Below are 26,710 nucleotides of genomic sequence, written 5' to 3'. Positions count from 1 at the left end.
GTCTAGCCGAAACATAGCACCGGCTAGACGGCCAGACAACGCAGCCCCCAAACGCAAAACGGGCGCTGGATCGCTCCAGCGCCCGTTCCGATAGTCAAAAGCCCAAGAGGCTTAGGCGACCGACGAGGTGTCGACCTTGAAGCCCGGGCCCATCGTCGAGGACATCGCGATGCGGCGGATATAGATGCCCTTCGCGCCCGTCGGCTTGGAACGGTTCAGAGCTTCGATCAGCGCCTTGACGTTGATCAGCAGGGCTTCGTCCGAGAACGACACCTTGCCGATACCGGCGTGAATGATACCGGCCTTTTCAACGCGGAACTCGATGGCGCCGCCCTTGGCGTCCTTCACGGCCTGACCGACGTTCGGGGTCACGGTGCCGACCTTCGGGTTCGGCATCAGGCCGCGCGGGCCCAGCACCTTACCGAGGCGACCGACGAGAGCCATCATGTCCGGGGTCGCGATGACGCGATCGAAGTCCATGAAGCCGCCGGCGATCTTTTCGTAGAGGTCTTCAGCACCGACGTGCTCGGCGCCCGCCGCGGTCGCTTCAGCGGCCTTGGCGTCCTTGGCGAAGACGGCGACGCGAACGTCGCGGCCAGTGCCCGACGGCAGGTTGACGACGCCACGGACCTGCTGGTCGGCGTGGCGCGGGTCAACGCCGAGATTGACCGAGATTTCGACGGATTCGTCGAACTTGGCCTTGGCATTGGCCTTCACCAGGGCGATGGCGGCGGCGGCGGTGTGGGTGGCGTCACGATCGCCGGTCCACGCCTGGATGCGCTTTGCTTGCTTAGCCATGATCTTAGGCCTCCACGATCTTCAGGCCCATGGCCTTGGCGGAGCCTTCGATGATCTTGGCCGCAGCCTCGATGTCGTTGGCGTTCAGGTCCTTCATCTTCTTTTCGGCGATCTCGCGCAGCTGGGTGCGGGTCACTTCACCGACGGTCTCGCGACCGGTCAGCTTGGCGCCGGACTTCAGGCCGGTGATCTGCTTCAGATAGTGGGTCGCCGGGGGCGTCTTGGTGACGAAGGTGAACGACTTGTCTTGGTACACGGTGATCACGGTCGGCAGGGGGGTGCCCTTTTCGACGTTCTCGGTGCGCGCGTTGAACTCCTTACAGAAGCCCATGATGTTGACGCCGCGCTGGCCCAGTGCGGGGCCGATGGGGGGCGAAGGCGTGGCAGAGCCGGCCTTCACCTGGAGCTTGATATAGCCCAGGATCTTTTTAGCCATTGTATCCTCTCAAGAAAGTCGAGCTAACGACCTTCAGTGGTTGGCCGTGGTGCGGGCTTGGCGTCCCTTCCACGGATTTGAACCTGCCGCTAACGGCAAGCACGCCCCAGGACGGCGTCCAGGAGCGAGGCGCGGCGTTTAGCAGGCGGAGCCGGAGGAGTCCAGCGCAGGGGGCGACTGCGCCCTCGGCAAGACTGCGGCTATGGCCTCGTACGATCGGACAGGATCGCCGAGATCTGTGCGACGGCGTGATCGATGGAACCGCAGTCCAGGCGATCGAGCGCGATGGTCGCCAGGGTCGCCTGTCCGGATTTTCGCCGCTCGCGCGCATAGGCTCGGTCATAGTGGGCGGCCATCAGGGCGTCGGCCAGGTCCACAAACTGGCCCTGCTCGACCATGTCCTGCCAGGCGCTCAGTCGCCTCAGGCTCTGGTGGATCGGCAAGCGTTCCAGGATGGCCAATAAGGCCTCGCGCTGCGAGGTGATGTCGCCATAGGTCTCGACAAGATAGCGAGCTCGCTCCGGTCGGGGCACCGTGACCTCGAGGCGCGGTGCCCCGGTCATGGCGGTCCAGAGCACGGGCGGCAGAACCCGGTTGCCGATCTTACTCGACTCCGCTTCGACGACAATCGGCAGGGTCGGGTCAAACGCGTCCAGGGCCGCGACCAGCCGGCTTTCAAACAGCTTCTGGTCCGGCTGGTCCTGACCGGCCAGGGCACCGAACAATGAACCCCGATGGTGGGCAAGGGCTTCCAGATCGAGGGTCTGAACGCCGCGGCTTGCCAGGCCCTGCAGGATGGCCGTCTTGCCCGTGCCGGTGTCCCCGTCGAGCAGGACAAGGTCCAGATCGCAGCGTCCTTCATAGAGCCTGGCCTGCACCCAGCGACGATAGGTCCTGTAGCCGCCGTCGAGCACCGTCGTGGTCCAGCCGATGCGGGACAGGATCGTCGCCATGGACTGGGATCTCTGCCCGCCGCGCCAGCAGTAGATCAGGGGCCTGAAGCCCTCCGGCCGGTCGGCGAGACTGGACTCCAGATGACCGGCAATGTTCCGCGCCACATGGGCCGCGCCGATCCGGTTGGCGCGAAGACGCGAGTCCTGGACATAGATCGTCCCCACCTCGGCGCGCTGTTGATCATCCAGCACCGGCAGATTGACGGCCCCTGGCAGGTGATCGAGCGCAAATTCGCCGGGACTGCGGACATCGATAATCTGGTCAAAGGCCGCGAGCGAGAGCGGATCGGCCGAGGTGGCAACCTGAACGGGCTTCATGGCAGGCCTATTGTCCGTTCGGGGTCTTGCGACAAGCTACAACGTCTCGCCACCAAGGCTTTTCAGCGGGCGACTATGCGCGACCCGCCGGAGAATCGTAAGATCCAGGCGACAGGACGCGCCCAACCCGTGTGGCGAAAGTTCAGGAGCCACCGATGACACATCCCGCCGGGCAGCCCGTTCGCCTGACCTCACTGGCCCATGGGGGCGGGTGCGGCTGCAAGCTTTCGCCGGCCGTCCTGCGCGAGATCCTGCAGCAGTCACCGGCCGCCGGCGTCTTTCCGAATCTGCTGGTCGGGACCGAAACCTCGGATGACGCCGCCGTCTGGCGCCTCAACGACCAGCAGGCCCTGGTCGCGACCACGGACTTCTTCATGCCCGTGGTCGATGATCCGCATGATTTCGGCCGCATCGCCGCGACCAACGCCCTGTCCGATATCTATGCCATGGGAGCCAGACCCATCTTCGCATTGGCCATTGTCGGCATGCCGGTGGCGACGCTGTCGACGGAGACCATCGGGGCGATCCTGGCCGGCGGCGCTGCCGTTTGCGCCGCGGCGGGCGTGCCGATCGCCGGCGGCCATTCCATCGACAGCGTCGAGCCGATCTATGGCCTGGTTGCGCTCGGCATCGTCCACCCCGATCGCGTCCTGTCGAACCGGGGCGCTCAGCCGGGCGACCTGCTGATTCTGACCAAGGCGCTCGGAGTGGGCGTCCTGAGCGCGGCCTTCAAGCAGCAACGCCTGCCGGAGGAGGGCTATGCCGCCCTGATCGCCACGACCACCCAACTGAACAAGGTAGGTGCCGACCTGGGGGACGTGGCGGGCGTCCATGCGCTGACGGATGTGACCGGGTTCGGCCTGCTGGGCCACCTGCTGGAGCTGTGTCGCGGGGCCGGCCTGGCCGCCGAACTTGATGCCGATGCCCCGGTCCTGCTCCCAGGGGTCGAGGTGCTCGCTCGAGACGGGGTCAGGACCGGCGCGGCCGTTCGAAACTGGGCCAGCTATGGTGGCGACGTCACCCTGCCAGACGGGACTCCGGAATGGCGTAGAGACCTCCTGGCTGATCCCCAGACCAGCGGCGGCCTGCTGATCGCCGTCGCACCCGGTGATGCTCAAAGCGTCCTGGACATGGTCCAGACTGCGGGTTTTGCTGCCGCGCGCATCATCGGCAGGATGGTCGAGGGCCCACCCGGGGTTTCTGTCTCAACCGGAACAGCCTGAGCAGGCTGGCCCGGCGCTCAGCCCAGTTCGGCCTCGACCTGGCCCAGTCGTTCCTTGCCGAAGAACATCTCGTCGCCGACGAAGAAGCTCGGGATCCCGAACACGCCCCGGGCCACAGCGCCATCGGTATTGGCGGCCAGTTCGGCCTTGACCTCGGGCTCTCCGGTCGCCGCCAGCAGGGCTGCGCCATCAAGCCCCGCACGATCAAGCGCGGCGGTGAAGACTTCTGGATCGTCGAGCTTCAGACCCTGCTCCCACATGCCCTGCAGCATGGCCTCGAAATAGGCCTCGCCGACGCCCAGCCGCTGGGCAGCGACCATGCCACGCATCAGCAGCAGGGTATTGACCGGGAAGTGCGGATTGAACTGGAAGGCGGTCAGGCCATGGGTCGCGATGAAGCGGCGGGTCTCCAGCATCTCATAGGCCATCTTGCCCTTGACCCCGCCGAAGGCGACCATCGGAGCCTGGTTGCCGGTCAGCTTGAAGATGCCGCCCAGCAGGCAGGGGATCAGCCGGATCTCGGCCCCGCGCCGCGCCGCGATGTCGGGCAGGACCTTCCAGGCCAGATAGGCGTTGGGGCTGCCGAAGTCGAAAATGAAGTCGATGGTCTTGCTCATGTCAGCAGCTCCTCACCAGGTTTCAGAATGGGGGCGCAGGTCGATCTCGTGGGTCCAGGCCGAGCGCGGCTGGTTGTGCAGCCAGACATAGTTGGCCGCGATCTCATCCGGCTTGAGGATCTCGTCGCGGTCCAGCAGGCCCTGCACATCGTCGCGCATCTGGCGCGTGAACACCCCGTCGATGGCCCCGTCGACCACCACATGGGCCACATGCACGCCCTGCGGGCCCATCTCGCGCGCCAGGCTCTGGGCCAGGGCCCGCAGGCCGGCCTTGGCCGAGGCGAAGGCAGAAAAGCCGTCCTTGCCGCGCAGGCTGGCGCTGGCGCCGGTGAACAGGATCGTGCCGCGACCGCGCGGGACCATGACCCGGGCTGCCTCGCGCCCGGTCAGGAAGCCGGCGAAACAGGCCATCTCCCAGACCTTGGAGAATACCTGGGCCGTGGTCTCGACGATGCCGAAACGGACATTGGCCCCGATGTTGAAGACCACCACCTCGAGCGGGCCGACCTCGGCTTCGATCTTGTCGAACAGGGCGACCATCTCGGCCTCCTGACGGGCGTCGACGCCATAGGCACGAGCCCGGCAACCATCGGCGCGAATCTGCTCGGCGAGGGCCTCCAGCTGATCGAGATGGCGCGGGCGGCGGGTCATGCAGACCTCGTAGCCCTCGGCGGCGAAGGCCCGAGCGATGGCACTGCCGACACCGTCACCGACACCCACCACAAGGCACGCGCCCTTCTGGGTCGTCGCCATCGCCATCTCCCTGAATTCATCTCGGATCAGGTTCGTATTGAATCTGTACTGAGTCAAATGCAGAATGCCGACGCACGCAACAGGACTGCAATGCCATGAAGTGGGATGATCTCGCCGCCCAGCCCTGCTCGGTCTCGCGATCCCTGGCCGTGATCGGCGATCGGTGGACCCTGATGATCCTGCGCGACTGTTTCCTGGGCGTGCGGCGGTTCGAGGTTTTCCAGGCGCGCCTGGGTATTTCGCGCAGCATCGTCACCGATCGCCTGCGGATGCTGGTCGACGAAGGCGTGCTGCGCCGCGAGGCCTATCAGACCAATCCGCCCCGCCACGAATACCGGCTGACCGCCAAGGGGATGGACCTGCATCCGGTGATCATGGCCGTCGCCCATTTTGGCGATGCCTACTATGCCGGCGCAGAGGGTCCGCCCCTGCTGCGTCGGCACAAGGTCTGCGGCTGCGACTTCCACCCGGTACAGGTCTGTTCGGCCTGCGGCGATGTTGTGAAGGCCAGGGACGTAGAGACCCGGGAGTCTCCTGCCCGGGGCGCAGGCTAGGGTGCCGGGGCGACCGCAGGCTTGGGCGCGGCCTCGGGCCGCCTGAAGGCCGTGGCGTCCGGGCTCTGCACGATAGCAACCTGGTGGAGAACGAAGGCACCGCCGGTCTTGTCTTCAATGTCCAGGCGGATCTGGTTGATGGTCGAGGTGCGCCAGTCATCACCGCCCAGAACCAGCTGGCCCATGTTGTAGACCATGGTGGTGGTCTCATTGACTGCGGGATTGCCGCCGATCACCGGCTTGCCGAAATACTGGCCGCTCTCGGCATGGTCCGTTGTCGAGTAATAGAGCGCGCCGTTCCAGGCCTGTCCTGGGGCTGTGCGGGTCAACCGCACCAGGACGAGCTGATACTTGGCACCATCGATCCCGAGGCCCTTGGGAGACCGAAGGGTCGGATCGGCAATGGTGATGGAAAGGCCATCTGCCGAAGGCGCGATCTTGCTGGTGACAGCGGCGAAACCGTCGGTGGAATCGCGGAAGGTCCACAGCTTGACGGTCCGAAGGGGCGCGCCGTTCATCTCAAAGGCAGCGGCGCTGGCATTCCAGGTAATCGGGCCGGCGCGTTCAACCTTGGCCGCATGACTGGCGGCCGCCTGCTTATCCGACTTGTCGCAAGCTGAAAGCGCTGTGGAGGCCAGCAGGATCAGGGCGACTGCAGGAATCACGTTTCGCAAGGGCTCTCTCCAGAACATCCGCAGCTTCAGGTTCGATCACAAACCTTCGATGACCGCGCTTAGACTAGGACGATGAAAACGTAAATCGGCTAACGCCCAGAACCGGTGCTCAGCACACCGCGGATCCATTCAAACAAAAGCCCCGCGCCAACAAATGCGCAGGGCTTTCGATTGGTCAGATCGACACTGGGATCGAAATCAGCTGATCTTTTCAACCTGATTGTATTCCAGCTCGACCGGGGTGGCGCGGCCGAAGATCGAGACGGTGACGCGAAGGCGCGAGCGCTCTTCGTCGACCTGCTCGACCGAACCGTTGAAGCTGGCGAACGGACCGTCGGTGACGCGCACGTTCTCGCCGATCTCGAACAGTACGACCGTCTTCGGACGCTCGACGCCCTCTTCGATCGCGCCGACGATGCGCTGAACTTCCTTTTCCGAGACAGGCTGCGGCTTGGACGCGCTGCCCAGGAAGCCGGTGACCTTCGGGGTGTTCTTGATCAGGTGATAGGCTTCGTCCGAGAGGTTCATCTTCACCAGCACATAGCCGGGGAAGAACTTGCGCTCGGCATTGACCTTGCGGCCGCGACGGATCTCGACGACGTCCTCGGTCGGAACCAGGATTTCGGAGAAGCTGTCCTCGAGCCCTTGGCTGCGGGCCTGCTCGCGGATGCTCTCGGCCACCTTCTTCTCGAAGTTCGAGTAGGCGTGGACGATGTACCACTTGTGGTTCGGGTTGGACGCGGTTTCGGTGCTCATCGACTTTTCTTATCCCGCGGCGAACGACAGGAGCGCCTTGGCTCCCAGGCCCAGCAGTCCATCGACCGCCGAGAAAAACAGAGCCGCCAGCACCACCATCATGAAAACCATCACCGAGGTGATCCAGGTCTCCTTGCGGGTGGTCCAGGTGATCTTGCGGGCCTCAGCACGCACTTCGCGGAAGAATTGCACGGGATTCGTGCCCTTCTTCTTGGGCGTTGCCGCTGCGGCGGGAGCCCCACCGGCGGGCGCGAGCGCTGCCGCCGTACGGGCGGCGCGGCTCTTGATCGCGGACGGGCTGGAACCCGGTTTCCTGGCCATGCTCTTGAGGCTCACGACTTTCCAAAGCGACAGACCGGGGACCCGGACCTATCGAAGACATAAAATGGCAGGAGTGGGGGGACTCGAACCCACGACTTTCGGTTTTGGAGACCGACGCTCTACCAGCTGAGCTACACTCCTGCAGACCCTGACCCTTTCGGATCGCGGTCTCTGAACAAATGGCGGCGAGGCGGAGACCTTCAAGGGCCTTCGTCACGCTGGTCCAATCGCCAGAGCCGCGCCATTTAGCAGGGTCATCTCCGCCGGGCAAGCGGCCTGGACGGTCTCTGCGGCGTTCTGGGCCAGGAAGTCCGCAGGACAGAGCGTCGCCAGCAGCGTCGGTGGATCGGCAGCAAGACCCTGTGCCTCCCGCGCGCTCGATGCCAGAACCGCCAAGCACCGGCGAATGCGACGCCCATAGACGCACCGGCTAGGGTGCCGTCAGTCGCCCCCCCCCCGCAACAGGACTGCGCAGAGGGGTTCTCTGGGTCAGAACCCCCAAAGCGGGGCCTGGATCCAGGACTTCAGACCAGAACCAAACCGTCGGGCGGTCGCTTGCGCGCCGCCCGCACAGGTCTATTCCGCCTTTTTCTCGTGCCGTTCGATCGACGCCGAGGTGGAAGGCGCTGCGCACTGAATGCCCAGATAGGACCACTTCACGTCGGTCAGTTGACGACCGCATTCGGTGTTTTTGCCCAGGTCCTTACCTTGCAATGACACCGCGACCCCCTTGCTCGGATCCGGTGCCGGGCTGGCGGAACTGATGTCATAGTATCCGCCTGCACGACCGCGAACCACAAGGCACGAGGTGGTTTCGACCGGGCGCACGCAGCCCGTCGCCGTCACCGATTTTGCTTCCAATACAACTTGTTGAGCCAGCGCGACTTTCGTCTTCGCGCCGCCATCACCACAACCGGCCAAACCAAACGCTAACAGACTGGCCGCCGCGGCGGCCCTCACGAACCTTACCCGCATACGTTCCTCCGTATCGTTGGCTCCGCGAACGAAGCAGATGGAAGTCTGCGCCCCGTTTGTTGGGTCGGCAATCACATTTTTGACGCATTTAGAAAAAGCGTCGCCGCGCATTTTGACGATTTTGCGAAAGATTTTCCCGTAGGACCGAGCCCGCTGCCGAGTTGACTTCTCCGCCCCGGTCCTCAAATGAAACCTGCGTCGCCTCAGGGCCGTGGCGGCGCTCTCGTTTGACCTCTTCGCGCGCAAGCGCCCAGGACCGAAACATTGATGATGACGGCCGCCCCAGCCCCCGCTACGCCGACCAAGGAACCCGCCCAGTTCGTCGAGACGGTCTTGTGGGTCAAGCACTGGACAGATCGCCTGTTCAGCTTCGCGATCACCCGCCCGGCCAGCTTCCGGTTCCGGTCCGGCGAGTTTGTGATGATCGGCCTGCCTCCCCGCGAAGAGCTGGGCGAGAAGAAGCCCATCCTGCGCGCCTATTCAATCGCCTCGCCCAGCTTCGCCGAAGAACTGGAGTTCTTTTCGATCAAGGTTCCCGATGGTCCCCTGACCTCGCGCCTGCAGCAGATCCAGCCCGGCGACCAGATCCTGCTGGGCAAGAAGCCCACGGGCACTCTGGTTCTGGACGCCGTGCGCCCGGGCAAACGCTTGTTCCTGTTTGGCACTGGCACAGGCCTGGCACCCTGGCTGTCGGTGGCACGCGACCCCGACGCCTATAGCCGCTTCGAGAAGGTCATTGTCGCCCACGGCGTGCGCGAGGTGAAGGAACTGGCCTATCGAGACCTCTTCACCTCGGAGATCTTCGACGACCCGCTGGTGGGCGATGAGGCCCGCGCGCAGCTGGTCTATTACCCCACCGTGACCCGCGAGCCGTTCGAGCGTCAGGGCCGCTTTACCGATCTGATCGAGAGTGGCCGGTTGTTCCGTGACCTGGGTCTCGATACCGACCGCTTCGATCCCGAGCATGATCGCGCCATGCTGTGTGGCTCAATGGCCATGATCAAGGATACCGCCGCCCTCCTCGAAGCCCATGGCCTAAAGGAAGGCTCCAATGCCGAACCGGGTGATTTCGTGATCGAGCGGGCCTTCGTCGGCTAGGGCATGGCGCAGGTGCCACTCAAAAACCTGGCGGTCGAGGAGGCCCGATCCCGCATCCTGGCAGGGATATCCCGGCTGGGCGCAGAAACGGTCGCCCTGGAGGGGGCCCTCGGACGGGTCCTGGCCGCCCCGGTCACGGCCGGTCGCGATCAGCCGCCCTTTGCCGCCTCGGCCATGGACGGTTGGGCCATCCGCCGCGCCGACCTGACGCCGGATGCTCGTTTTCGGGTGGCCGGCGAAAGCGCCGCCGGCAAGGCCTATGGCGGCATCGTCGCTGCGGGCGACGCGGTCCGGATCTTTACCGGAGCGCCGGTTCCGGCAGGTGCCGATCTGGTCATCATCCAGGAAGAGGCCCACCGCGACGGCGACACCGTGCGCTTCGACAGCGAAGACGACGCCAAGGCTCATATTCGCCCCGCCGGCGGTGATTTCCGCGCCGGCGACGGCCTGTTGGACTCGGGCAGCCGGCTCGATCCCTGGCGGCTGTCCCTGGCGGCGGCGGCCGGGCGCGCCAAGCTGGAAGTCGTCCGGCGACCCCATATCGCCATTCTGGCCACAGGTGACGAACTGGTTCAGCCTGGCGGCGATCCGGGCCCCGACCAGATCTTCGAGTCCGGCTCCATCGCCCTGGCCGCATTGGTCGAAACCTGGGGTGGATCGGCGCAGAGGCTGATGCCCACCGCTGACAGTGCCCAGGCCATCGCCGCCGCGGTGACGGATATTGAGGCCGACCTCATCGTCACCATCGGCGGGGCCTCGGTCGGCGACCACGATCTGGTCAAGCCTGCCCTGTCGCAGTTGGGGCTGTCTCTGGCGGTGGAATCTGTCGCTGTCCGCCCCGGCAAGCCGACCTGGTTTGGAACCCTTGCCGACGGACGTCGGGTCTTGGGGCTTCCCGGCAATCCGGCCTCGGCGCTGGTTTGTGCGGAGCTTTTCCTGCGGCCATTGATCTCAGCCCTGACCGGACGTGATCCGGCCACCACCCTGATCGGTGCCCATCTCGATCATGCCCTGCCGGCCAATGGCCCGCGTGAGCACTGGATGCGGGCGAACCTCGCTATCGACCCTCGCGGGCGAGCAATCGTGACCGTATTCCCCGATCAGGATTCCTCGCTGGTCAGCGTGTTCGCCAGGGCTGATGCTCTCATCCGACGACCTGTGCATGCCGCCGCCGCATCGGCGGGAGATCTCGTCGACGTCCTTCCCCTTACGCGGGCCTGACATTTGCCTGAGGCGATGGGGAGGACGGCGGCGAGCAGGCGTGCTAAGCCCGGACGACTCCGGGTCTCGGCCGGGCGTTTGATGTAGAGGTTTCGTCTATGGGCCGTGCCGGAAAGATCGCAGCGCATACGCTGCTAGCCTTCCTGGCCTTTCTGGCTGGCCGCGTTCTGGCCGGCGTCACCAACATCGACATGCACGTGCTGCCACAGGCCGGCCTGTTTGCGGTTTCGGCCCTGCTGGTCGAACTGGTGCTTCGGGTCGAGCGCGTTCCGTGGCGCTTCGTGGCGGCCAGCGACATCCTGCGTCTCGCGCGCTCCGCCTTTATCAGCTGCCTGGTCTTCGCCGCCCTGCTATGGCTGACCACGCACCGGTTCGAGGGTCTTCGCGCCCTGATCGGGGCCTTTGTGATCCAGGTGTTTCTGCTGGCCAGTCTGCGGGTGGTGCGGCGCGGCCTGCACGAACGCGTCTTGTTCGAGGCCGTTCTGGGCCTGCGGCCGGCTGCGGCCCACCCCGCCCAGCCCCGTCTGCTGATCGTCGGGGCTGCGGCCGAGGCCGAAGAATTCCTGCGCGCGCCCACGGGCCTTGGCGAGCGCTATACGCCGGTGGGCGTGGTTTCGCCCATGGACAAGGAAACCGGCGACGAACTGCGCGGCGTCTGCGTTCTGGGGTCGATCGCGGCCTTTGACGATGTGCTGGCCCAGCTCCGCGAGGGCGGCCTGGCCCCGGCGGCAATCCTTTTCCTGGCCGACAGCCCGATGAACGCCTTCGGGGCCGAGCGTCTGGGCCGTCTCAAGAGCGAGGGCATGCGCCTGCTGCGCCGGCATGGCGTGGTCGAGATGGGCCATACCGCCACAGCCCTGCGCGAAATCAGCCTTGAGGAATTGCTCAGTCGCCCGCCCGTTTGTCTGGATCCGGAGCCGGTCCGGGCGCTGGTTTCGGGACGCCGCGTCCTCGTCACCGGGGCTGGCGGCAGCATCGGTTCGGAACTGTGTCGCCAGATCGCCGCCAGCGGCTGCGCCCAGCTGATCATGCTGGATGTTTCCGAGGCCAATCTCTTCCACATCGATCGCGAACTGGGCGAGGCTTGGCCGACCCTGGCACGCCGCGAAATTCTCTGCGACGTCCGGGACTCCGCCAGGCTGGACCGCGTTTTCGCCGCTGAACGGCCCGAGATCGTGTTCCATGCTGCGGCGCTCAAGCACGTCACCATGGTCGAGAACCATCCCTGCGAAGGCGCGCGGACCAATGTCCTGGGCACCCGCAACGTCGCCATGGCGGCCAAGGCCTTTGGTGCCGCGCACATGGCCCTGATCTCGACCGACAAGGCCGTGGCCCCGACCAGCGTGATGGGCGCGACCAAGCGCATCGCCGAGACCCTGGCCCGTCAGTATGGCTCCAGCCATGAGACGCGGGTCAGCATCGTCCGGTTCGGCAATGTGCTGGGCTCGGCAGGCTCTGTGGTGCCGCTGTTCCAGCATCAGATTGCGCGCGGCGGGCCCATTACCCTGACCGATGCCCAGGTCGAGCGCTTCTTCATGACCATCCCCGAGGCGGTGCAACTGGTCCTCCGGGCCGTCGCCCTCTCGACCATCTCGCTTGAACCGCCTGCCGGTGTCCTGACCCTGGAGATGGGTGAGCCGGTCAAGATCATCGATCTGGCGCGCCGCATGATCGAACTGCAGGGTCTGGTGCCCGACCGCGACATCGAGATCCGCATTACCGGCCTTCGCCCCGGTGAAAAGCTGACCGAGGTACTGGTCGACGTCAACGAGGCCGCCAAGCCCAAGGCACCGGGCGTCATCGAGGCCGCGCCCATGACGCCGCCCCCGATGATCGATGCCGAAGTGCTGGCGACGCTGGAAGCCTCCGCCATGGCCGGCGACGAGTTTAGCGTTCGCACCCAGTTGTTCGCCCTGGTGGAAAGCATTCGCTGCAACGAGCCGGTCACCCAACCCAAGGCACGCACCCGGGCTTGAGCCGTGCGACCCGTGACGGCCAGCGCTCCGCTGTCGGACATACCCATGCTCGGCCTGGCTCGGGAAGCTGACCGCGCTGAGGCGTGGGCTTTACCTGGGCTTGGAGCGTCAGGGTCCTCTAAAGTTGCTTCCCTGTCACATCAGTTAGGGGCCGGCGCATGATCACCGTTTGGGGCGGACAGACCTCGCGATCGGTCCGGGTGGTCTGGGTGCTGGAGGAAATGGGCCTTCCTTACTGCGTACGGCAGGTGGACATGCTGGCCGCCGAGCGGGATAGCGAGTTCCTGGCTGTGAATCCCGCCGACTACATCCCGGCGATCCAGGACGGCGATGTTGTCATGGTCGAGTCGATCGCGATCATGGAATACCTGATGGCCCGCTACGGGCCGACGCCGCTGGCACCCTCGCCCCACGATCCGACCTTCCCCGCCTACCAGCAGTTTCTGCACCTGGGTGAAGCCGGCCTCGCAACCCTCATGATGCCCGTCATCGTCAGCCGCTTCATCGCGCCCGAGTCCGAGCGGGCGAACTGGGGCGCGTCCTGGTGCCTGGAATCGTTCCAGAAGCGGCTGAAGCTGGTCAGCCAAAGGCTTGCCCGCTCGCCCTATCTTGCCGGTGAGGCTTTCACCGCCGCCGACATCTCGGTGACCTACGCCCTGAACCTGGGCCAGCGGACCTGCGGCCTCAGCCTCGGCGACGCCGAACAGGCCTACCTCGCCCGGACCACCGGCCGCGACGCCTACAAGCGCGCCATGGAGCGCTCGCATGAGGGCGTGAACACATAAACGCCGTCTCCGCTTTGAGGCGAGGCAGAGTCGGTCGTTTGAAGACCCGCCTTGAGAAGGACCTGCCTAGTGAAAGTCCCGGCTACGCTGCAGTCGTCCTGACGTCCTGGACCGCACACGTGGTGCCGGGGTGGCGGTGTCTTCCTTCAGACGGCCGAGCTCGGCCGACAGGTCGGTGAAGCGCTCGGCGACCACGTGGATCACGCCTTCGGCGGACTGTACCTTGCCGTGAACGACCAGCAGGGAGGCGGTCATCACCGTCGCGCGGTCGGCCTCGAAGCGGTCCTTCCAGACCACGGCATTGGCGACGCCGGTCTCGTCCTCCAGGGTGATGAACACCACGCCCTTTGCGGTGCCGGGCCTTTGCCGGATCAGCACGATCCCCGCGACCGAAACCCGCCGGCCATCCCGGACCTGAGGCAGACGGTCGGCGGGAATCACGCCCATCGCGTCCAGCCTCGACCGGTAGAAGGCGCAGGGGTGGGCCTTCAGCGACAGGCTGGTGGTGCGATAGTCCTCGGCCACCGCCTGGGGCAGGGCCATGACCGGCAGGTTCACCGCCGCCTCGAATAGCGGCAGGCCCGCCAGCAGCGGCGTCTGGACCGGAGCCCTGTTTTCACCTGCCAGTCCCTTGACCGCCCAGAGGGCCTCGCGCCGGCTGAGGCCTGCCCCGGCAAAGGCATCGGCCTCGGCCAGAAGTTCCAGCGCCCGTTGCGGGACACCGGCCTGGGCGAAGTCCGCCGGCGCCTGCGCGCCCTCATCCCGGGCCATGATCAGGCGCTGGACCTCGGCCTCCCGCAGGCCCTTGATCTGGCGCAGGCCCAGACGGACGGCCTTCCACAGCGGGCGGGTGTCGGGATTGAACAGCTTGTCGTCGCGACGACCCGACGACGCGACGGCCGGCGCCGCCTCCAGGGTGCAGTCCCAGTCACTGCTCAGCACGTCGGGCGGTCGCACCTCGACCCCGTGCTCGCGGGCGTCGCGCACCAGCTGGGCCGGCTGGTAGAAGCCCATGGGCTGGGAATTGATCAGCACCGCGCAGAACACGTCGGGCCAGGCCCATTTCAGCCAGGCCGAGACATAGACCAGCTTGGCGAAACTGGCCGCATGGCTCTCGGGGAAGCCATAGTGGCCGAAGCCCTCGATCTGCTTGAAGCAGCGCTCGGCGAAGTCGCGCTGATAGCCGCGCCCCACCATGCCCTCGACAAACTTGGCGCGATATTCGGCCGGCGTGCCGAGGTTCTTGAAGGTGGCCATGGCCTTGCGCAGGCCGTCGGCCTCGTCGGGCGTGAACTTCGCCGCCTCGATGGCCAGACTCATCGCCTGTTCCTGGAACAGCGGCACGCCGAAGGTCTTGCCGAGGATTCCCCTCAGCTCGTCGGCCGGGCCGTGCTCGGGCGACGGGGCCGGCCATTCCACCGGGTCCTTGCCACTTCGCCGCCGCAGATAGGGATGGACCATGTCGCCCTGGATCGGGCCGGGCCGGACGATCGCCACCTCGATCACCAGATCATAGAACTCTGCAGGCTTCAGCCGAGGCAGCATCGACATCTGGGCGCGGCTCTCGACCTGGAACACCCCGACCGAGTCGGCCTTGGTCAGCATGTCGTAGACACCCTTCACCTCGACCGGGATGTCGGCCAGATCGTGGATGTCGAGGCCATGCTCGGCCCGCAGCATGCCCAGGCCGCGCTGGATGGCGGTCAGCATGCCCAGGGCCAGGATATCGACCTTCATCAGGCCGAGACTGTCGATGTCATCCTTGTCCCACTCGATGAAGGTTCGGTCCTTCATGGCGGCATTGCCGATCGGCACGGTCTCGTCGAGGCGTCGCTTGGTCAGGACAAAGCCGCCGACATGCTGCGACAGGTGGCGGGGAAAGCCGAGCAGTTCGGAGGCCAGGCTGACCGCGCGGGCGATCTCCGGCGCCTCGGGGTCCAGACCCGCCTTGCGGATATGCGCCTCCGGCAGGCCGGAGCCCCAACTGCCCCAGACCGTGCCGGCCAGGAGGCTGGTGACGTCCTCGGTCAGGCCCAGGGCCTTGCCGACATCGCGGATGGCGCTGCGCGGCCGGTAATGGATCACCGTGCCGCAGATGGCGGCATAGTCGCGGCCATAGCGGCGATAGACATATTGCATCACCTCCTCGCGCCGCTCGTGCTCGAAGTCGACATCGATATCGGGCGGCTCGCCCCGGTTTTCGGAGATGAAGCGGGTGAACAGCAGGCGGTGTTCGGTCGGGTCGATCGCGGTCACGCCCAGGCAGAAACAGACCGAGGAATTGGCCGCCGATCCCCGCCCCTGACACAGGATGCCCATCTTGCGGGCCTCCTGCACGATGTCGTGCACGGTCAGGAAATAGTTGGGATAGTTCATCTTGCCGATCAGACGCAGCTCTTCGGCCAGCTGGTCGGCGACCTTGGGGGGGACACCCTTGGGATAGCGCCAGGCCGCGCCGGCCCAGGTCAGGTCGGTCAGGTGCTGCAGGGCGGTCTTGCCCGGCGGCACCGGCTCGTCGGGATATTCCTCCTTCAGCTGGCCCAGGTCGAAGCCGATGCGCTCGACGATCTCCAGGGTGCGTTCGACGGCGCGCGGCCAGCGTTCGAACAGGCGGACCATTTCCTGCGGTGCCTTCAGGTGACGTTCGGCATTGGCCTGCAGCCGGAAGCCCGCCTCCTGGATCGTGCAGTGCTCGCGCACACAGGTCATGACGTCCTGCAGGGGCCGCCGTTCGGGGCCGTGATAGAGCACGTCATTGGTGGCGACCATCGGTGCTCCGGACTCGCGGGCCAGCGCCTCCAGCCGCGCAAGGCGCTGCAGGTCGCGGGCGGCATAGGCCCGGCTGGCGGCCAGCCAGACCCGGCCGCGCAGCTCACCGGCCATGCGGTTCAGGTCGGTCGTGAAGGACTCATCCAGCCTGGCCGGGGGCACGATCAGGGCCAGCTGCCCCTCGGCATGCTGCAGGAAATCCTCCCAGTGCAGCTCGCACTCGCCCTTGCCGGCCCGGCGCTGGCCGACGGTGAGCAGGCGGGTCAGGCGGGCGAAGGCCTCGCGATCGGACGGGTAGCACAGCAGGCTGGGCGTGCCGTCGGCGAAGTCGAGCCGGCAGCCGGTCAGGGCCCGGACCTGCAGCGCCTTGGCGGCTGTCCAGGCCCGGACCACGCCCGACAGGGTGTTGCGGTCGACGATCCCGACGGCCGCCAGACCCAGGCCCTGGGCCGTCGGGATCAGTTCGCGGGCGTGCGAGGCCCCGCGCAGGAACGAGAAATTGCTGGTGACCTGCAGCTCGGCATAGGCGGGGGTCATGGGGTCGCCCTAGCCCCCTCCGGACCTGACGGCCCTCCTCCGCCGGAGGGGGAAGATGAAATCATCCGCCCCCTCCGGGGGCGGACGACCGCGCAACCGGTCCGGTGGGGGCAAGTGCTCTGGCTACCCAAACAGGCCATGCAACCACCACTTCGGCTCGTCGCCCGTCCCGAACAGGCCCTGGCGAAAGATCCAGAACCGGCCGCCGGCTTCGTCCTCGACCCGGTAATAGTCGCGGATCCTGCCCGGTCCGGTGTCGTCGAAATCGCCGCGCCACCATTCCTGGCCGATGCGTTCGGGACCCTCGGCACGGCGCACGCGGTGCGAGCGGCCGCGCCACTGGAACTGGACCGGGGGATCGTCGGGCAGCTTGGCCATTGCCGTGATCGGCTCGGGCCGCTTGAACAGCCGCACCGGCCGGGGGCGTTCGGGGTCCCAGGTCTGGCCGGAAGGCGCGGCCAGCGGCGCGCGACGGATCACCGAGCGTTCGGGCACATGGCTCTCATACGGATCGGCCCGCCAGACGCGATCCTCGCCCAGCCGGTTGATCAGCCGGTCGACCAGGGGGGCCAGGGTCTCGTCCAGCCCGGCTCCGGCCTCGGCATCGAGCCGGGCCTGAACGGCGCTCAGGGGCTCGACGTCGGCGGCAAAGACCGTGACCACCTCGATGCCGAAGCCGGGATCAATCACGTCCAGCTTGGGGATCATCAGCCGGGTCAGGCGCGCGGCGTCGCGACCCGGCCGCGCCAGCCCCGCCCGCACCGCCATGGCCTTGCCGTCCAGCCGGTGAAAGACCACCTCGAACCGCCGCGCCCCCTGGCCCTCGGCCTCCAGCCGCTGGCAGATCAGGGCCGTGACGTCGCCGACCACCCGGGCCAGATCGTCGGGCGCGCTGATCGGCTCGGCAAAGGCCAGGCGGTCGAACCAGGGACTGGCCGGCCGGCGATAGACCAGGGCCTCGCCCGCCGCCCCCATAGCCTGGTCCAGGCGCAGGGTCAGGTTCAGGCCGAACCGCTTGGCCAGTTGGGCGCGAGGCAGGCCCAGGATCTGCTCGATCCGGAACAGGCCCAGACGCGGCAGCTGGTCGGTGGCGGTGGCGTCGAGGCGCAGGGCCGCCACCGGCAGATCGGCCAGCCGGTCGCGCTGACCGGCCGGCGGCGCGATCTCGCCGGCCTCGCCGAAGCGGGCCCCAAATCGCGCCAGGGCCCAGGCCGCGCCGGGCGTGTCGGCGATCGCCGCCCGGGCCGGCACGCCCCAGCGGGCCAGTCGCGCCAGCAGGTCGGCCATCATCGCCGCCTCGCCGCCCCACAGGTGGTCGGTCCCGGTGATGTCGAGGAACAGGCCGTCCGTACCGTCGAGGGCCACGGCTGGCGAGAACCGCACGCACCAGTCGCTCAGGGCCTCCAGGGCCGCGCGGTCGGCCTCGGGATCGTGGTCGGCGGTGACAAGGTCGGGGGCCAGGGCCATGGCGTCGGCAGCCTTCTGGCCAGGGCGCAGGCCCAGGGCCTCGGCCGTTTCGTCGATGGCGGCGAGGCGGCGGGTGCCGGAGTCCGAGATCAGCAGGGCAAAGGGGCGCGCTGTGGCGATACCCTCACCCGGCCCTGCGCCAGGATTCCGCCGTCGCCAGGTCGTGATCGGCCAGTTGGGACACCAGACGGAAAGGATGCGGGCCATGCTCGGCCTCCGAAGACTCCAGGATCCAGGCACCGGGGCGCCCGCCCCGGCAGCGTTCCAGCTCGACCCGCCAGCGCGGCGGGCCCAGGCCCGGCGTATCCGGCGGCGGCTGGCTGGGCGCGCTGCCGATGCGCCAGCGACTGAAGGAGGACGACCCCGACACCGTCCGCGCCCGCCCTGCGGGACCGCCATAGGGCCGCCGGTGCAGCAGGACGCCGAAACTGCCGCGCTTCTCGCTGGCCAGTTGCAGGCGGCGACCGATCTTCAGCTCCGGTGCCGCCGCCTCGCCGACCGCGGCGGCCACCCCGAGGGTCGAGAGGGCATCCTCCAGCACCGACAGTACCTCGGCATCGTCGCGGGCCCGGACCTGGATCAGCCGGTCGGTGGGAAGGCCAAGCCCCGCCAGGCCCGGGGTGAAAAGATCCGTGCGCCGCATCACCCAGACCACCGCCCCGCTCTTAAGCAACGGCCGGGTCAACAGGGCGGCGAAGGCGGCAGGGGCCGCCGAGGTCTCGTCCTCCAGCCCCGCGCCCATCACCTCGTGCCAGCAGCCCGACGGCAGTCCGCCCGCCGGAAAGCAGCTGTCGATACGGGGATCGCCCAGGGCCAGGACCGGACTCGGAGTCCGAGTCCCTGCTTCCAGAGCAGCGATCCGGCCCTTCAATGCCGCCAGGCGCGCCTCGCGCGGTACGGCCATCACTCCATTCCTTTGTTCCCTTTATGTTCTGATCTTATGGGCTTGGAGAGTCAAGCGGGCCCGGCCATGCTGCGTCAAACGGCCGTATGAAGCCCCTCCAGGAAACGTCTCCATGTCCTTCCAGCGCGTGCTGATCGCCAATCGCGGCGAGATCGCCCTCCGCATCGCCCGCGCCGCTGCCGAGCTGGGGATCGAAAGTGTCGCGGTCCATGCCGGCGACGACGCGGCCAGCCCGCACGTCGCCGCCGCCGACCAGGCCGTCGCCCTGCCCAGCACCGGGGCCCGGGCCTATCTCGACATCGAAGCCATCGTCGCCGCGGCCAGGGGCGCGGGCTGCGACGCCCTGCATCCCGGCTATGGCTTCCTGTCCGAGAACGCCGGACTGGCCCGCGCCTGCGCGGCGGCGGGGATCACCTTCATCGGCCCGGCCCCCGACCAGCTCGAGACCTTCGGCGACAAGGCCGCCGCCCGCGCCCTGGCCCAGAAGCTGGGCGTGCCCCTGATCCCCGGAACCGGCACCCTGGACCTGCCCGCCGCCGAGGCCTTCCTGACCCAGCACGGGGCGATCATGCTGAAGGCGCGGGCCGGCGGCGGCGGACGCGGCATGCGGCTGGTGCTGGATCCCGGCGAGCTGGACGCCGCCTTCGCCGCCTGCGCCCGCGAGGCCATGGCCGCGTTCGGCGATGACGGCCTCTATGCCGAGAAGCTGATCGAGCGCGCCCGCCATATCGAGGTGCAGATCGTCGGTGACGGAACCCGCGTGCTGGCGGTGGGCGACCGCGACTGCTCCCTGCAACGCCGCAACCAGAAGCTGGTCGAGATCGCCCCGGCCCCGAACCTGCCCGCCGCCACCCGGACGGCCATGGCCAGGGCGGCCGAGACCCTGTGCGCCGGCTATCGCGGCCTGGCGACCGTCGAGTTTCTGCTCGACACCGCCACCGGCGACTTCGCCTTCATCGAGACCAATCCCCGCCTGCAGGTCGAGCACACCGTCACCGAGGAGGTCACGGGCCTGGACCTCGTTCGCCTGCAGTTCGACCTGGCGGCGGGGCGGACCCTGGTCGAACTCGACCTGACCACGCCGCCCCTCGCCGTGGGCATCGCGATCCAGGCGCGGATCAATGCCGAGACCCTGGGTGCCGACGGACAGGTCAAGCCCTCGTCCGGAACCCTCACCGCCTATGCCCCTCCGGGCGGTCCGGGGGTGCGGGTGGACGGTGCCGGCGCGGTCGGCCTGGTGGTCGGGGCGACCTATGACAGCCTGCTGGCCAAGGTCATCGCCCGGGGCCGGACCCTGGCCGAAACCGCTGCGCGTCTCGATCGGGCCCTCAGCGAGTTCACGATCACCGGCCTCGCCACCACCGCGCCCCTGATCCGGGCGATCCTGCAAACCCCGGACTGGAAGGACGGAGCGGCAACCACCCGGTTCATCGACGACCACGCCGCCGAACTGGTCGCCGGACTTCCCCTCCCGTCAGAGAGCGCCGAAGCCCATTTCGAGACCCTGGACGGCGCGATCACCGTCGCTGCACCCCTGGCGGCCACGGTCGGCGCGATCGCGGTGGCGGAAGGCGATCTGGTCCGTCCCGGTCAGGCCCTGGCCGTGCTGGAGGCCATGAAGATGGAGCATCTGGTCATCGCCACGTCCGGCGGCCGGGTGCTGAAGATCGCCGCCGCCCCGGGCCAGACCGTGGCCGAGGGTCAGCCGCTGGTCTTCCTGGAGCCGGTCGAGATGGCGGCCGCAGAGGCGCAGGACGCCGCCGTCGAGGACCTCGATGCGATCCGTCCGGACCTGGCCGAGGTCATAGCCCGCCACCGCTTCACCCTCGACGAGGCCCGTCCCGACGCCGTTGCCCGCCGTCGCAAGACCGGCCATCGCACGGCGCGGGAGAACATCGACGACCTCGTCGATCCCGGCAGCTTCCTCGAATACGGGGCCCTGGCCATCGCCGCCCAGAAGCGTCGGCGCACCACCGAGGACCTGATCGCCAATACCCCCGCCGACGGCCTGATCACCGGCATCGGCACGGTCAACGGCGGCCTCTTCGCCCCCGACAAGGCCCGCTGCGCCGCCCTGGCCTATGACTTCACCGTGCTGGCGGGCACGCAAGGCGCGATGAACCACCGCAAGACCGACCGGCTGATGGCGGTGATCGCCGACCAGAAACTGCCGGTGGTCTGGTTCGCCGAGGGCGGCGGCGGACGTCCCGGCGACACCGACACCACGGCGGTGGCCGGGCTCGATGTGCCGACCTTCAGGAGTTTCGCCCAGTTGTCGGGCCTGGTGCCCAAGATCGCCATCGTCGCCGGCCGCTGCTTTGCCGGCAATGCCGCCATCGCGGGGCTATCGGAGATCATCATCGCCACCCGCGACTCCAATCTCGGCATGGGCGGTCCGGCCATGATCGAAGGCGGGGGTCTGGGCGTGTTCAAGCCCGAACAGATCGGCCCCTCGGCCCATCAGTGGAAGAATGGCGTCATCGACATCCTGGCCGATGACGAGGCCCAGGCCACCCGCCTGGCCAAACAGGCCCTGTCCTATTTCCAGGGCACGCTGAGCACCTGGACCGCCCCCGACCAGCGCCGGCTCCGCAACGCCATCCCGGAGAACCGCCTGCGGGTCTATGACGTGCGCGCCCTGATCGCCGGCCTCGTCGACGAGGCCTCGTTCATCGAACTGCGCGGCGGCTTTGCGGCCGGCATGGTCACTGGCCTGATCCGCATCGAGGGCCGGCCCATGGGCCTGATCGCCAATGATCCGCGCCATCTGGGCGGGGCGATTGACTGCGACGGGGCCGACAAGGCCGCGCGCTTCCTGCAGCTGTGCGACGCCTTCGCCCTGCCGGTCCTGAGCCTCTGCGACACGCCCGGCTTCATGGTCGGTCCCGACAGCGAGGACGCCGCTGCCGTACGCCGGGTCAGCCGCCAATTCATCGCCGGCGCCAAGCTGCGCTCGCCCCTGTTCACCGTGGTCACCCGCAAGGGCTATGGCCTCGGGGCCCAGGCCATGGCCGGCGGCAGCTTCCACAGCCCAGCCTTCATCGCCGCCTGGCCCACGGGCGAGTTCGGCGGCATGGGCCTGGAGGGCGCCGTCAAGCTGGGCTACCGCAAGGAGCTGGAGGCCCTGACCGATCCGGCCGAGCAGAAGGCCCTCTATGACCAGCTGGTGGCCCGGCTCTATGCGGCCGGCAAGGCGACCAGCATGGCCGCAGCCCTGGAAATCGACGCGGTCATCGACCCGGCCGATACCCGGCGCTGGATCCTGGGCGGGCTTGACGCTGCGGCGGGGGTGACGCGGCCGTGGGCGGTGCGGGTAGACAGTTTCTAGAAAGGCCACGGACCATGAGCGAAGTCGAACTGACCACCGACGGTCCGGTCTGGACCGTGACGATCAACCGTCCGGAGCGCCGCAACGCCGTCGATCCCGCCACGGCCCTGCAGCTGAACGCAGCTTTTGACGCCTTTGAGGCCGATGAAACGGCGGCCGTGGCCATACTGACGGGTGCCCATGGGACCTTCTGTTCGGGCTTTGACCTGACTGTCGCCGCGAGCGGCGCGGGCGAGCGCTACGATCCGGTCGGCGAGGGCCCGATGGGACCAACGCGCCGCCTGCTGGCCAAGCCGGTGATCGCCGCTATCGAGGGCCATGCCGTGGCCGGCGGGCTGGAACTGGCCCTGTGGTGCGACATGCGCGTGGCGGCCGAAAACTCCACCTTCGGAGTCTTCTGCCGACGCTGGGGGGTGCCGCTGATCGACGGCGGAACGGTGCGCCTGCCGCGAATCGTCGGCCAGGGCCGGGCGCTGGACATGATCCTGACCGGCCGTGCGGTCGGTGCCGCAGAAGCCTTGTCATGGGGTCTGGCCGACCGGGTCGTCGCCGAGGGTTCGGCCCTGGTCGAGGCGCAAGCCCTCGCGCGGAGCATCGCCGCCTTCCCCCAGATCTGCCTGCGGGCCGATCGCGCCTCGGCCTTTGGGCAATGGGACAGCGATCTGGCCGAAGCCCTGAAGGCCGAAGGGCGCGGCGGGGTCGAACCCCTGCGCCGCGAGGCCCGTTCAGGCGCAGCGCGCTTCACCGGCGGGGCGGGTCGCGGCGGTCAAGCCGCGCCGGACTGAAGGCCCGGGCCTTTGAGGGTGAAGACGGGGATTGTGGATGGGGATTAAAGTGCACTGGCACCGTCGTGCGGTTCGCCTCACTGCGGTTGCCCTTGGGTCCCGGCGCTCCCGCCCTCGCGGGCGTCCGGCCGGGATGGCAGGATTATTGGGGTGAGGCGGAAGCCCCCAAAGCGGAACGATCGAGAGCCCGCCATGGGTGGAAGTCGGTCGCTCTGACCGATCCCTCTCTCTGAAAGAGAGGGAGGGACCATGAAGGTTCGCCATGGGTCGGGAGCAGATTTGGCGTCACTCCCAGAACGCGAACGCCCCGTGTCCCTCTTATCCTTAAATCGCCGGGAGGCTGCTGCGCGCTAGTCCGGAAAGGTCAATCAAGGACCGCCTCGCGGCGACGCGCAGCGTCGTCCCTGAGCAACCTGGACAGACCAGCGATCGTCTCGCCGTGAGGTTTAGGGAGTGCTCCCGCTTGGGGACGGAGGGAACGCTTGGTACCGGTCCAAAGCAGCGGCGGGAATGGAACCAGGCGGCGTCGCGACGCCGCGCGCCTCGGTCACAGGATCTCCGGCGACCAAGTTGTGAGAGACTGGTGTTCAGCCCGATTCTGCGAGCCCGACATGAAGCCCGTGATCATCTTTCAGCCCGGCATGGCCGGCGACCTGCTGTTCATTCAGAAGATCGTCAAGACCTATGCCGCCAATGGTCGCCGGGTGATCCTGCCGGTGCGCGAGACCCATCGCTGGGTCTATGACGCCCTGGTCATGCCGGACAATGTCGAGACCCCGACCCTCGAGTACGATTTCGAGTTTCGCGACGAGATCCTGTTCCTGGCCGACAAGATCGCGCTCAGCCCGATCGAGGCCAATGCCTATACGTTCCTGTCGCTGTTCTTCAGTTGGCGCTATGCCCCCGAGCAGACCATGGACCTGAAGTATCAGGTCTCGGGCGTCGAGATGGATGACTGGGCCGACCATGTCACCCTGCGCCGCGACCTGGAGAAGGAAGAGCGGCTGTTCCGGCAGCTGGGCCTGGATGACGGGGTGCCCTATGCCCTGATCAACGAGCACTGCAGCAAGCGCTATATCCCCTTTCCGAACCGGGCCCCCGAGAAGGAAGTCCGGTTGCAGGTGGTCGAGGGCTATACCCTGATCGACTGGTCGACCGTGATCGAACGGGCGGCGCGGATCGCCTCGGTGGACACGTCACTGGTGCTGCTGGTCGAGGTGCTGAAGATCACCGGCAAGCCCCTGCACGTGGTTTCGCGCTATGAGCCGCCCAGCTTTCGCGAATTGCAGAACATCCTGAAACTGGAATGGCTGTTCTATTTCCTGCCGGAGCATCTGGCCTTCGACTAGACCGGGTTCGGCGCCGGTCGGGTCCAGGCGCGGAGCAGAATCGGTCCGAACAGGGCGGCAATGCCGCAGGCGTCGGCGACGACATCGCCAAGAGCTGCATCCCGGCCGACCAGGGCCTGGACCGCCTCGATCGCCACGCCGAAGGCCAGCAGAACGGCCCCGATGCGCCAGAACCGGCTATTAGGCAGGGCAGCGACGGCCAGGGCGGTCAGGACGTAGAAGGCGATGAAATGTTTGGCCTTGTCCCACGGGATGAAGCCGATCCCGCCATCGTCCGGCAAGACGGCGCGCCACAGGGTGAACAGCGACGCCGCCACAAAGGCGGTGAAGGCCAGGCGATTGATCCTGCGGTGCTGGAACAGCGGCATGCCTGGTCTTGAACCTCGTCGTCATTCCGGAGACGGCCACTATGCCGCTCCGGAATGACGAAATCGCAAAGGCCGGCTGGACCTAGAAGGTCAGGGCGCGGGCTTCCTTGACGTGCGGCAGGGCCTGGATCTTGGCCAGCAGGGCGGCATCGGGAGCCTGGTCGACGCCGACCAGGGCGATGGCGTCCTCGTCGGCCGAGACACGACCCAGGTTGAAGGTGGCGATGTTGACACCTGCCTCGCCCAGCAGCATGCCCAGGGCCCCGATGAAGCCCGGCTTGTCGAGGTTGTTGATGTAGAGCATGGCCGGCGAGAAGGCCGCGTCCAGTTCCATGCCCTTGACCTCGACGACGCGCGGCGCTCCGGCGATCACCGTGCCGGCGAAGGCGCGCTGGCCCTTCTCGGTGGTGATGGTGATGCGCATCAGGCTGTCATAGGTGGGGCTGACCTCCTGGCGGCTTTCGGAGACGGTGATACCGCGCTCCTTGGCCACGGCCGGGGCCGAAACCATGTTGATCTCGGCCAGCATGGGCTTGAGGATTCCCGACAGGGCCGCCGAGGTCATCGGCTTGACGTTCAGATTGGCCACTTCGCCCTCATAGGCGATGTCGATGGTCTTGATGCCGAAGTCGACCATCTGACCGGCCAGGGCACCGATCTTCTCGGCCAGGGCCACGAACGGCTTCAGCTTGGGGGCTTCTTCCGCCGTGATCGAGGGGCTGTTCAGGGCGTTGGTGACGGCGCCGGTCAGCAGATAGTCGCTGACCTGTTCGGCGACCTGCAGGGCGACGTTCTCCTGGGCTTCGCTGGTGCTGGCGCCCAGGTGGGGGGTGGCGACGACGCGGTCGGACCCGAACAGCGGGTTTTCCTTGGCCGGCTCGGTGACGAAGACGTCAAAGCCGGCACCGCCGACATGGCCGCTGTCGAGCAGGGCGCGCAGGGCAACCTCGTCGACCAGGCCGCCACGGGCGCAGTTGACGATCAGGACGCCCTTCCGGGTCTTGGCCAGGTTCTCGGCCGACAGGATGTTGCGGGTCTTGTCGGTCAGGGGCGTATGCAGGGTGATGACGTCGGCGCGGGCCAGCAGGTCCTCCAGCTCGACCTTCTCGACGCCCATCTCGATGGCGCGCTCGGGCGACAGGAACGGGTCATAGGCCACGACCTTCATCTTCAGGCCCAGGGCGCGGTCGGCGACGATGCCGCCGATATTGCCGGCCCCGATCAGGCCCAGGGTCTTGGCGTAGAGCTCCACGCCCATGAAGCGGTTCTTTTCCCACTTGCCGGCCTGGGTGCTGGCATCGGCCTGGGGCAGTTGGCGGGCCAGGGCGAACATCATGGCGATGGCATGCTCGGCCGTGGTGATCGAGTTGCCGAAGGGGGTGTTCATCACGACGATGCCCTTGGCGGTGGCGGCGGGGATGTCGACATTGTCGACGCCGATGCCGGCCCGGGCGATGACCTGCAGCTTGTGGGCGGCGGCAATCACATCCTTGTCGAGCTTGGCACCCGAGCGGATGGCGATGCCGTCATAGTCGCCGATCACGGCGATGAGTTCGTCTTTCGACAGGCCGACCTTGATGTCGAAATCGACGCCGCGGTTCTTGAAGATGTCGACGGCGGCGGGGGAAAGCTTGTCAGCAATGAGGACGCGGGGAGCCATGGTGGGTGTTCCTTGCGGAGAATTGTGTGTGGGAAAGCCCCCTCCGCCGCCGTTCGGCGGTTCCCCTCCCCCCAGCGGGGGAGGG

General features: G+C 67.3%; 23 protein-coding genes and 1 tRNA gene. 9 read left to right on the top strand and 15 right to left on the bottom strand.

Annotation, left to right across the window (positions count from 1 at the left end):
• Positions 1-111 precede the first annotated feature (111 nt).
• From rplA to mnmH, 3 genes are all read right to left on the bottom strand, one after another.
• Positions 112-798: a 50S ribosomal protein L1 gene (gene rplA / locus ACW17U_RS01420; RefSeq protein ID WP_062149296.1), complete on the bottom strand. Its 687-nt coding sequence runs from the start codon at positions 796-798 to the stop codon at positions 112-114.
• 4 nt (positions 799-802) lie between these two features.
• Complete coding sequence (rplK, locus tag ACW17U_RS01415) at positions 803-1,234, bottom strand: 50S ribosomal protein L11 (protein WP_062149299.1); 432 nt, start codon at positions 1,232-1,234, stop codon at positions 803-805.
• A 200-nt stretch (positions 1,235-1,434) separates the two neighbouring features.
• Positions 1,435-2,505 carry a tRNA 2-selenouridine(34) synthase MnmH gene (gene mnmH, locus ACW17U_RS01410; protein ID WP_062149302.1) on the bottom strand — a complete coding sequence of 357 codons (1,071 nt, stop codon included), beginning with the start codon at positions 2,503-2,505 and terminating at the stop codon, positions 1,435-1,437.
• Between the two features lie 155 nt (positions 2,506-2,660).
• On the opposite strand from mnmH, the gene selD reads away from it, so the two are divergent.
• Positions 2,661-3,728: a selenide, water dikinase SelD gene (selD, locus tag ACW17U_RS01405; RefSeq protein WP_492054550.1), complete on the top strand. Its 1,068-nt coding sequence runs from the start codon at positions 2,661-2,663 to the stop codon at positions 3,726-3,728.
• A gap of 17 nt (positions 3,729-3,745) precedes the next feature.
• Here the strand turns inward: selD and ACW17U_RS01400 are convergent, their stop codons facing one another.
• Together ACW17U_RS01400 and ACW17U_RS01395 are read right to left on the bottom strand one after the other, a co-directional pair.
• On the bottom strand, positions 3,746-4,345 hold the full coding sequence (locus ACW17U_RS01400) for a 2-hydroxychromene-2-carboxylate isomerase (RefSeq protein ID WP_492054549.1): 600 nt from the start codon (positions 4,343-4,345) through the stop codon (positions 3,746-3,748).
• A gap of 12 nt (positions 4,346-4,357) precedes the next feature.
• Positions 4,358-5,098 (bottom strand): SDR family NAD(P)-dependent oxidoreductase, encoded by a 741-nt coding sequence (locus ACW17U_RS01395; protein ID WP_492054548.1) that lies wholly within the window; start codon positions 5,096-5,098, stop codon positions 4,358-4,360.
• A 95-nt stretch (positions 5,099-5,193) separates the two neighbouring features.
• Between ACW17U_RS01395 and ACW17U_RS01390 the strand changes: the two genes are divergently transcribed.
• Positions 5,194-5,652, top strand: a complete 459-nt coding sequence (locus ACW17U_RS01390; protein ID WP_492054547.1) for a winged helix-turn-helix transcriptional regulator — start codon at positions 5,194-5,196, stop codon at positions 5,650-5,652.
• On the opposite strand, the gene ACW17U_RS01385 is transcribed toward ACW17U_RS01390, so the two are convergent.
• The 5 genes from ACW17U_RS01385 to ACW17U_RS01365 form a co-directional block, all read right to left on the bottom strand.
• The gene (locus ACW17U_RS01385; protein ID WP_492054546.1) at positions 5,649-6,326 is read right to left on the bottom strand and encodes a hypothetical protein; all 678 of its coding nucleotides are present in this window, start codon (positions 6,324-6,326) and stop codon (positions 5,649-5,651) included. The two genes, ACW17U_RS01390 and ACW17U_RS01385, sit on opposite strands and share 4 nt — an antisense overlap.
• 198 nt (positions 6,327-6,524) lie before the next feature.
• Entirely contained in the window at positions 6,525-7,082 is a 558-nt protein-coding gene (gene nusG / locus ACW17U_RS01380) for a transcription termination/antitermination protein NusG (protein ID WP_062149320.1), read from the bottom strand.
• Positions 7,083-7,091: 9 nt separating this feature from the next.
• Positions 7,092-7,403: a preprotein translocase subunit SecE gene (gene secE / locus ACW17U_RS01375; protein WP_062149323.1), complete on the bottom strand. Its 312-nt coding sequence runs from the start codon at positions 7,401-7,403 to the stop codon at positions 7,092-7,094.
• Positions 7,404-7,468: 65 nt separating this feature from the next.
• Positions 7,469-7,544 (bottom strand) — tRNA-Trp (locus ACW17U_RS01370).
• A 435-nt stretch (positions 7,545-7,979) separates the two neighbouring features.
• Positions 7,980-8,489: a hypothetical protein gene (locus tag ACW17U_RS01365; RefSeq protein ID WP_378109256.1), complete on the bottom strand. Its 510-nt coding sequence runs from the start codon at positions 8,487-8,489 to the stop codon at positions 7,980-7,982.
• A 156-nt stretch (positions 8,490-8,645) separates the two neighbouring features.
• On the opposite strand from ACW17U_RS01365, the gene ACW17U_RS01360 reads away from it, so the two are divergent.
• The 4 genes from ACW17U_RS01360 to ACW17U_RS01345 all read left to right on the top strand — a co-directional run bounded on the left by ACW17U_RS01360 (position 8,646) and on the right by ACW17U_RS01345 (position 13,458).
• Positions 8,646-9,476: a ferredoxin--NADP reductase gene (locus ACW17U_RS01360; protein ID WP_492054545.1), complete on the top strand. Its 831-nt coding sequence runs from the start codon at positions 8,646-8,648 to the stop codon at positions 9,474-9,476.
• A 3-nt stretch (positions 9,477-9,479) separates the two neighbouring features.
• Positions 9,480-10,697, top strand: coding sequence for a molybdopterin molybdotransferase MoeA (locus tag ACW17U_RS01355; protein ID WP_492054544.1), 1,218 nt, complete (start codon positions 9,480-9,482; stop codon positions 10,695-10,697).
• A gap of 98 nt (positions 10,698-10,795) precedes the next feature.
• The gene (locus tag ACW17U_RS01350) at positions 10,796-12,673 is read left to right on the top strand and encodes a nucleoside-diphosphate sugar epimerase/dehydratase (RefSeq protein ID WP_062149332.1); all 1,878 of its coding nucleotides are present in this window, start codon (positions 10,796-10,798) and stop codon (positions 12,671-12,673) included.
• A 158-nt stretch (positions 12,674-12,831) separates the two neighbouring features.
• Complete coding sequence (locus ACW17U_RS01345) at positions 12,832-13,458, top strand: glutathione S-transferase family protein (RefSeq protein ID WP_492054543.1); 627 nt, start codon at positions 12,832-12,834, stop codon at positions 13,456-13,458.
• Positions 13,459-13,524: 66 nt separating this feature from the next.
• Here ACW17U_RS01345 and ACW17U_RS01340 read toward each other — a convergent pair whose 3' ends face one another.
• From ACW17U_RS01340 to ACW17U_RS01330, 3 genes are all read right to left on the bottom strand, one after another.
• Positions 13,525-16,764 (bottom strand): error-prone DNA polymerase, encoded by a 3,240-nt coding sequence (locus ACW17U_RS01340; protein ID WP_492054542.1) that lies wholly within the window; start codon positions 16,762-16,764, stop codon positions 13,525-13,527.
• A gap of 123 nt (positions 16,765-16,887) precedes the next feature.
• Positions 16,888-18,267, bottom strand: a complete 1,380-nt coding sequence (locus ACW17U_RS01335; RefSeq protein WP_492055772.1) for a Y-family DNA polymerase — start codon at positions 18,265-18,267, stop codon at positions 16,888-16,890.
• A gap of 88 nt (positions 18,268-18,355) precedes the next feature.
• Positions 18,356-19,135 carry an ImuA family protein gene (locus tag ACW17U_RS01330; RefSeq protein ID WP_492054540.1) on the bottom strand — a complete coding sequence of 260 codons (780 nt, stop codon included), beginning with the start codon at positions 19,133-19,135 and terminating at the stop codon, positions 18,356-18,358.
• Positions 19,136-19,247: 112 nt separating this feature from the next.
• Here ACW17U_RS01330 and ACW17U_RS01325 point away from each other — a divergent pair, with 112 nt between their 5' ends.
• The 3 genes from ACW17U_RS01325 (at position 19,248) to ACW17U_RS01315 (ending at position 24,597) form a co-directional block, all read left to right on the top strand.
• Positions 19,248-22,463: an acetyl-CoA carboxylase family protein gene (locus ACW17U_RS01325; RefSeq protein WP_492054539.1), complete on the top strand. Its 3,216-nt coding sequence runs from the start codon at positions 19,248-19,250 to the stop codon at positions 22,461-22,463.
• Positions 22,464-22,477: 14 nt separating this feature from the next.
• Positions 22,478-23,248, top strand: coding sequence for a crotonase/enoyl-CoA hydratase family protein (locus tag ACW17U_RS01320; RefSeq protein ID WP_492054538.1), 771 nt, complete (start codon positions 22,478-22,480; stop codon positions 23,246-23,248).
• A 611-nt stretch (positions 23,249-23,859) separates the two neighbouring features.
• Entirely contained in the window at positions 23,860-24,597 is a 738-nt protein-coding gene (locus tag ACW17U_RS01315) for a hypothetical protein (RefSeq protein ID WP_492054537.1), read from the top strand.
• Here ACW17U_RS01315 and ACW17U_RS01310 read toward each other — a convergent pair.
• Both ACW17U_RS01310 and serA read right to left on the bottom strand, forming a co-directional pair.
• Positions 24,594-24,965, bottom strand: coding sequence for a VanZ family protein (locus ACW17U_RS01310; protein WP_492054536.1), 372 nt, complete (start codon positions 24,963-24,965; stop codon positions 24,594-24,596). The genes ACW17U_RS01315 and ACW17U_RS01310 overlap by 4 nt on opposite strands.
• Before the next feature lie 82 nt (positions 24,966-25,047).
• Entirely contained in the window at positions 25,048-26,625 is a 1,578-nt protein-coding gene (gene serA / locus ACW17U_RS01305) for a phosphoglycerate dehydrogenase (RefSeq protein WP_492054535.1), read from the bottom strand.
• Between the last annotated feature and the right edge of the window lie 85 nt (positions 26,626-26,710).

The sequence above is a fragment of the Caulobacter sp. AVps16 genome (genome assembly GCF_058681455.1).
The sequence above is the reverse complement of the archived record's forward strand: the minus strand, read 5'-3'. Positions and strand labels throughout refer to the sequence as shown.

Coding starts and splice junctions, on each gene's coding strand:
- rplA (WP_062149296.1), bottom strand. CDS start 798: ATGGCTAAGCAAGCAAAGCGCATCCAGGCGTGGACCGGCGATCGTGAC.
- rplK (WP_062149299.1), bottom strand. CDS start 1,234: ATGGCTAAAAAGATCCTGGGCTATATCAAGCTCCAGGTGAAGGCCGGC.
- mnmH (WP_062149302.1), bottom strand. CDS start 2,505: ATGAAGCCCGTTCAGGTTGCCACCTCGGCCGATCCGCTCTCGCTCGCG.
- selD (WP_492054550.1), top strand. CDS start 2,661: ATGACACATCCCGCCGGGCAGCCCGTTCGCCTGACCTCACTGGCCCAT.
- ACW17U_RS01400 (WP_492054549.1), bottom strand. CDS start 4,345: ATGAGCAAGACCATCGACTTCATTTTCGACTTCGGCAGCCCCAACGCC.
- ACW17U_RS01395 (WP_492054548.1), bottom strand. CDS start 5,098: ATGGCGACGACCCAGAAGGGCGCGTGCCTTGTGGTGGGTGTCGGTGAC.
- ACW17U_RS01390 (WP_492054547.1), top strand. CDS start 5,194: ATGAAGTGGGATGATCTCGCCGCCCAGCCCTGCTCGGTCTCGCGATCC.
- nusG (WP_062149320.1), bottom strand. CDS start 7,082: ATGAGCACCGAAACCGCGTCCAACCCGAACCACAAGTGGTACATCGTC.
- secE (WP_062149323.1), bottom strand. CDS start 7,403: ATGGCCAGGAAACCGGGTTCCAGCCCGTCCGCGATCAAGAGCCGCGCC.
- ACW17U_RS01365 (WP_378109256.1), bottom strand. CDS start 8,489: ATGCGCGGCGACGCTTTTTCTAAATGCGTCAAAAATGTGATTGCCGAC.
- ACW17U_RS01360 (WP_492054545.1), top strand. CDS start 8,646: ATGATGACGGCCGCCCCAGCCCCCGCTACGCCGACCAAGGAACCCGCC.
- ACW17U_RS01355 (WP_492054544.1), top strand. CDS start 9,480: ATGGCGCAGGTGCCACTCAAAAACCTGGCGGTCGAGGAGGCCCGATCC.
- ACW17U_RS01350 (WP_062149332.1), top strand. CDS start 10,796: ATGGGCCGTGCCGGAAAGATCGCAGCGCATACGCTGCTAGCCTTCCTG.
- ACW17U_RS01345 (WP_492054543.1), top strand. CDS start 12,832: ATGATCACCGTTTGGGGCGGACAGACCTCGCGATCGGTCCGGGTGGTC.
- ACW17U_RS01340 (WP_492054542.1), bottom strand. CDS start 16,764: ATGACCCCCGCCTATGCCGAGCTGCAGGTCACCAGCAATTTCTCGTTC.
- ACW17U_RS01330 (WP_492054540.1), bottom strand. CDS start 19,135: ATGGCCGTACCGCGCGAGGCGCGCCTGGCGGCATTGAAGGGCCGGATC.
- ACW17U_RS01325 (WP_492054539.1), top strand. CDS start 19,248: ATGTCCTTCCAGCGCGTGCTGATCGCCAATCGCGGCGAGATCGCCCTC.
- ACW17U_RS01320 (WP_492054538.1), top strand. CDS start 22,478: ATGAGCGAAGTCGAACTGACCACCGACGGTCCGGTCTGGACCGTGACG.
- ACW17U_RS01315 (WP_492054537.1), top strand. CDS start 23,860: ATGAAGCCCGTGATCATCTTTCAGCCCGGCATGGCCGGCGACCTGCTG.
- ACW17U_RS01310 (WP_492054536.1), bottom strand. CDS start 24,965: ATGCCGCTGTTCCAGCACCGCAGGATCAATCGCCTGGCCTTCACCGCC.
- serA (WP_492054535.1), bottom strand. CDS start 26,625: ATGGCTCCCCGCGTCCTCATTGCTGACAAGCTTTCCCCCGCCGCCGTC.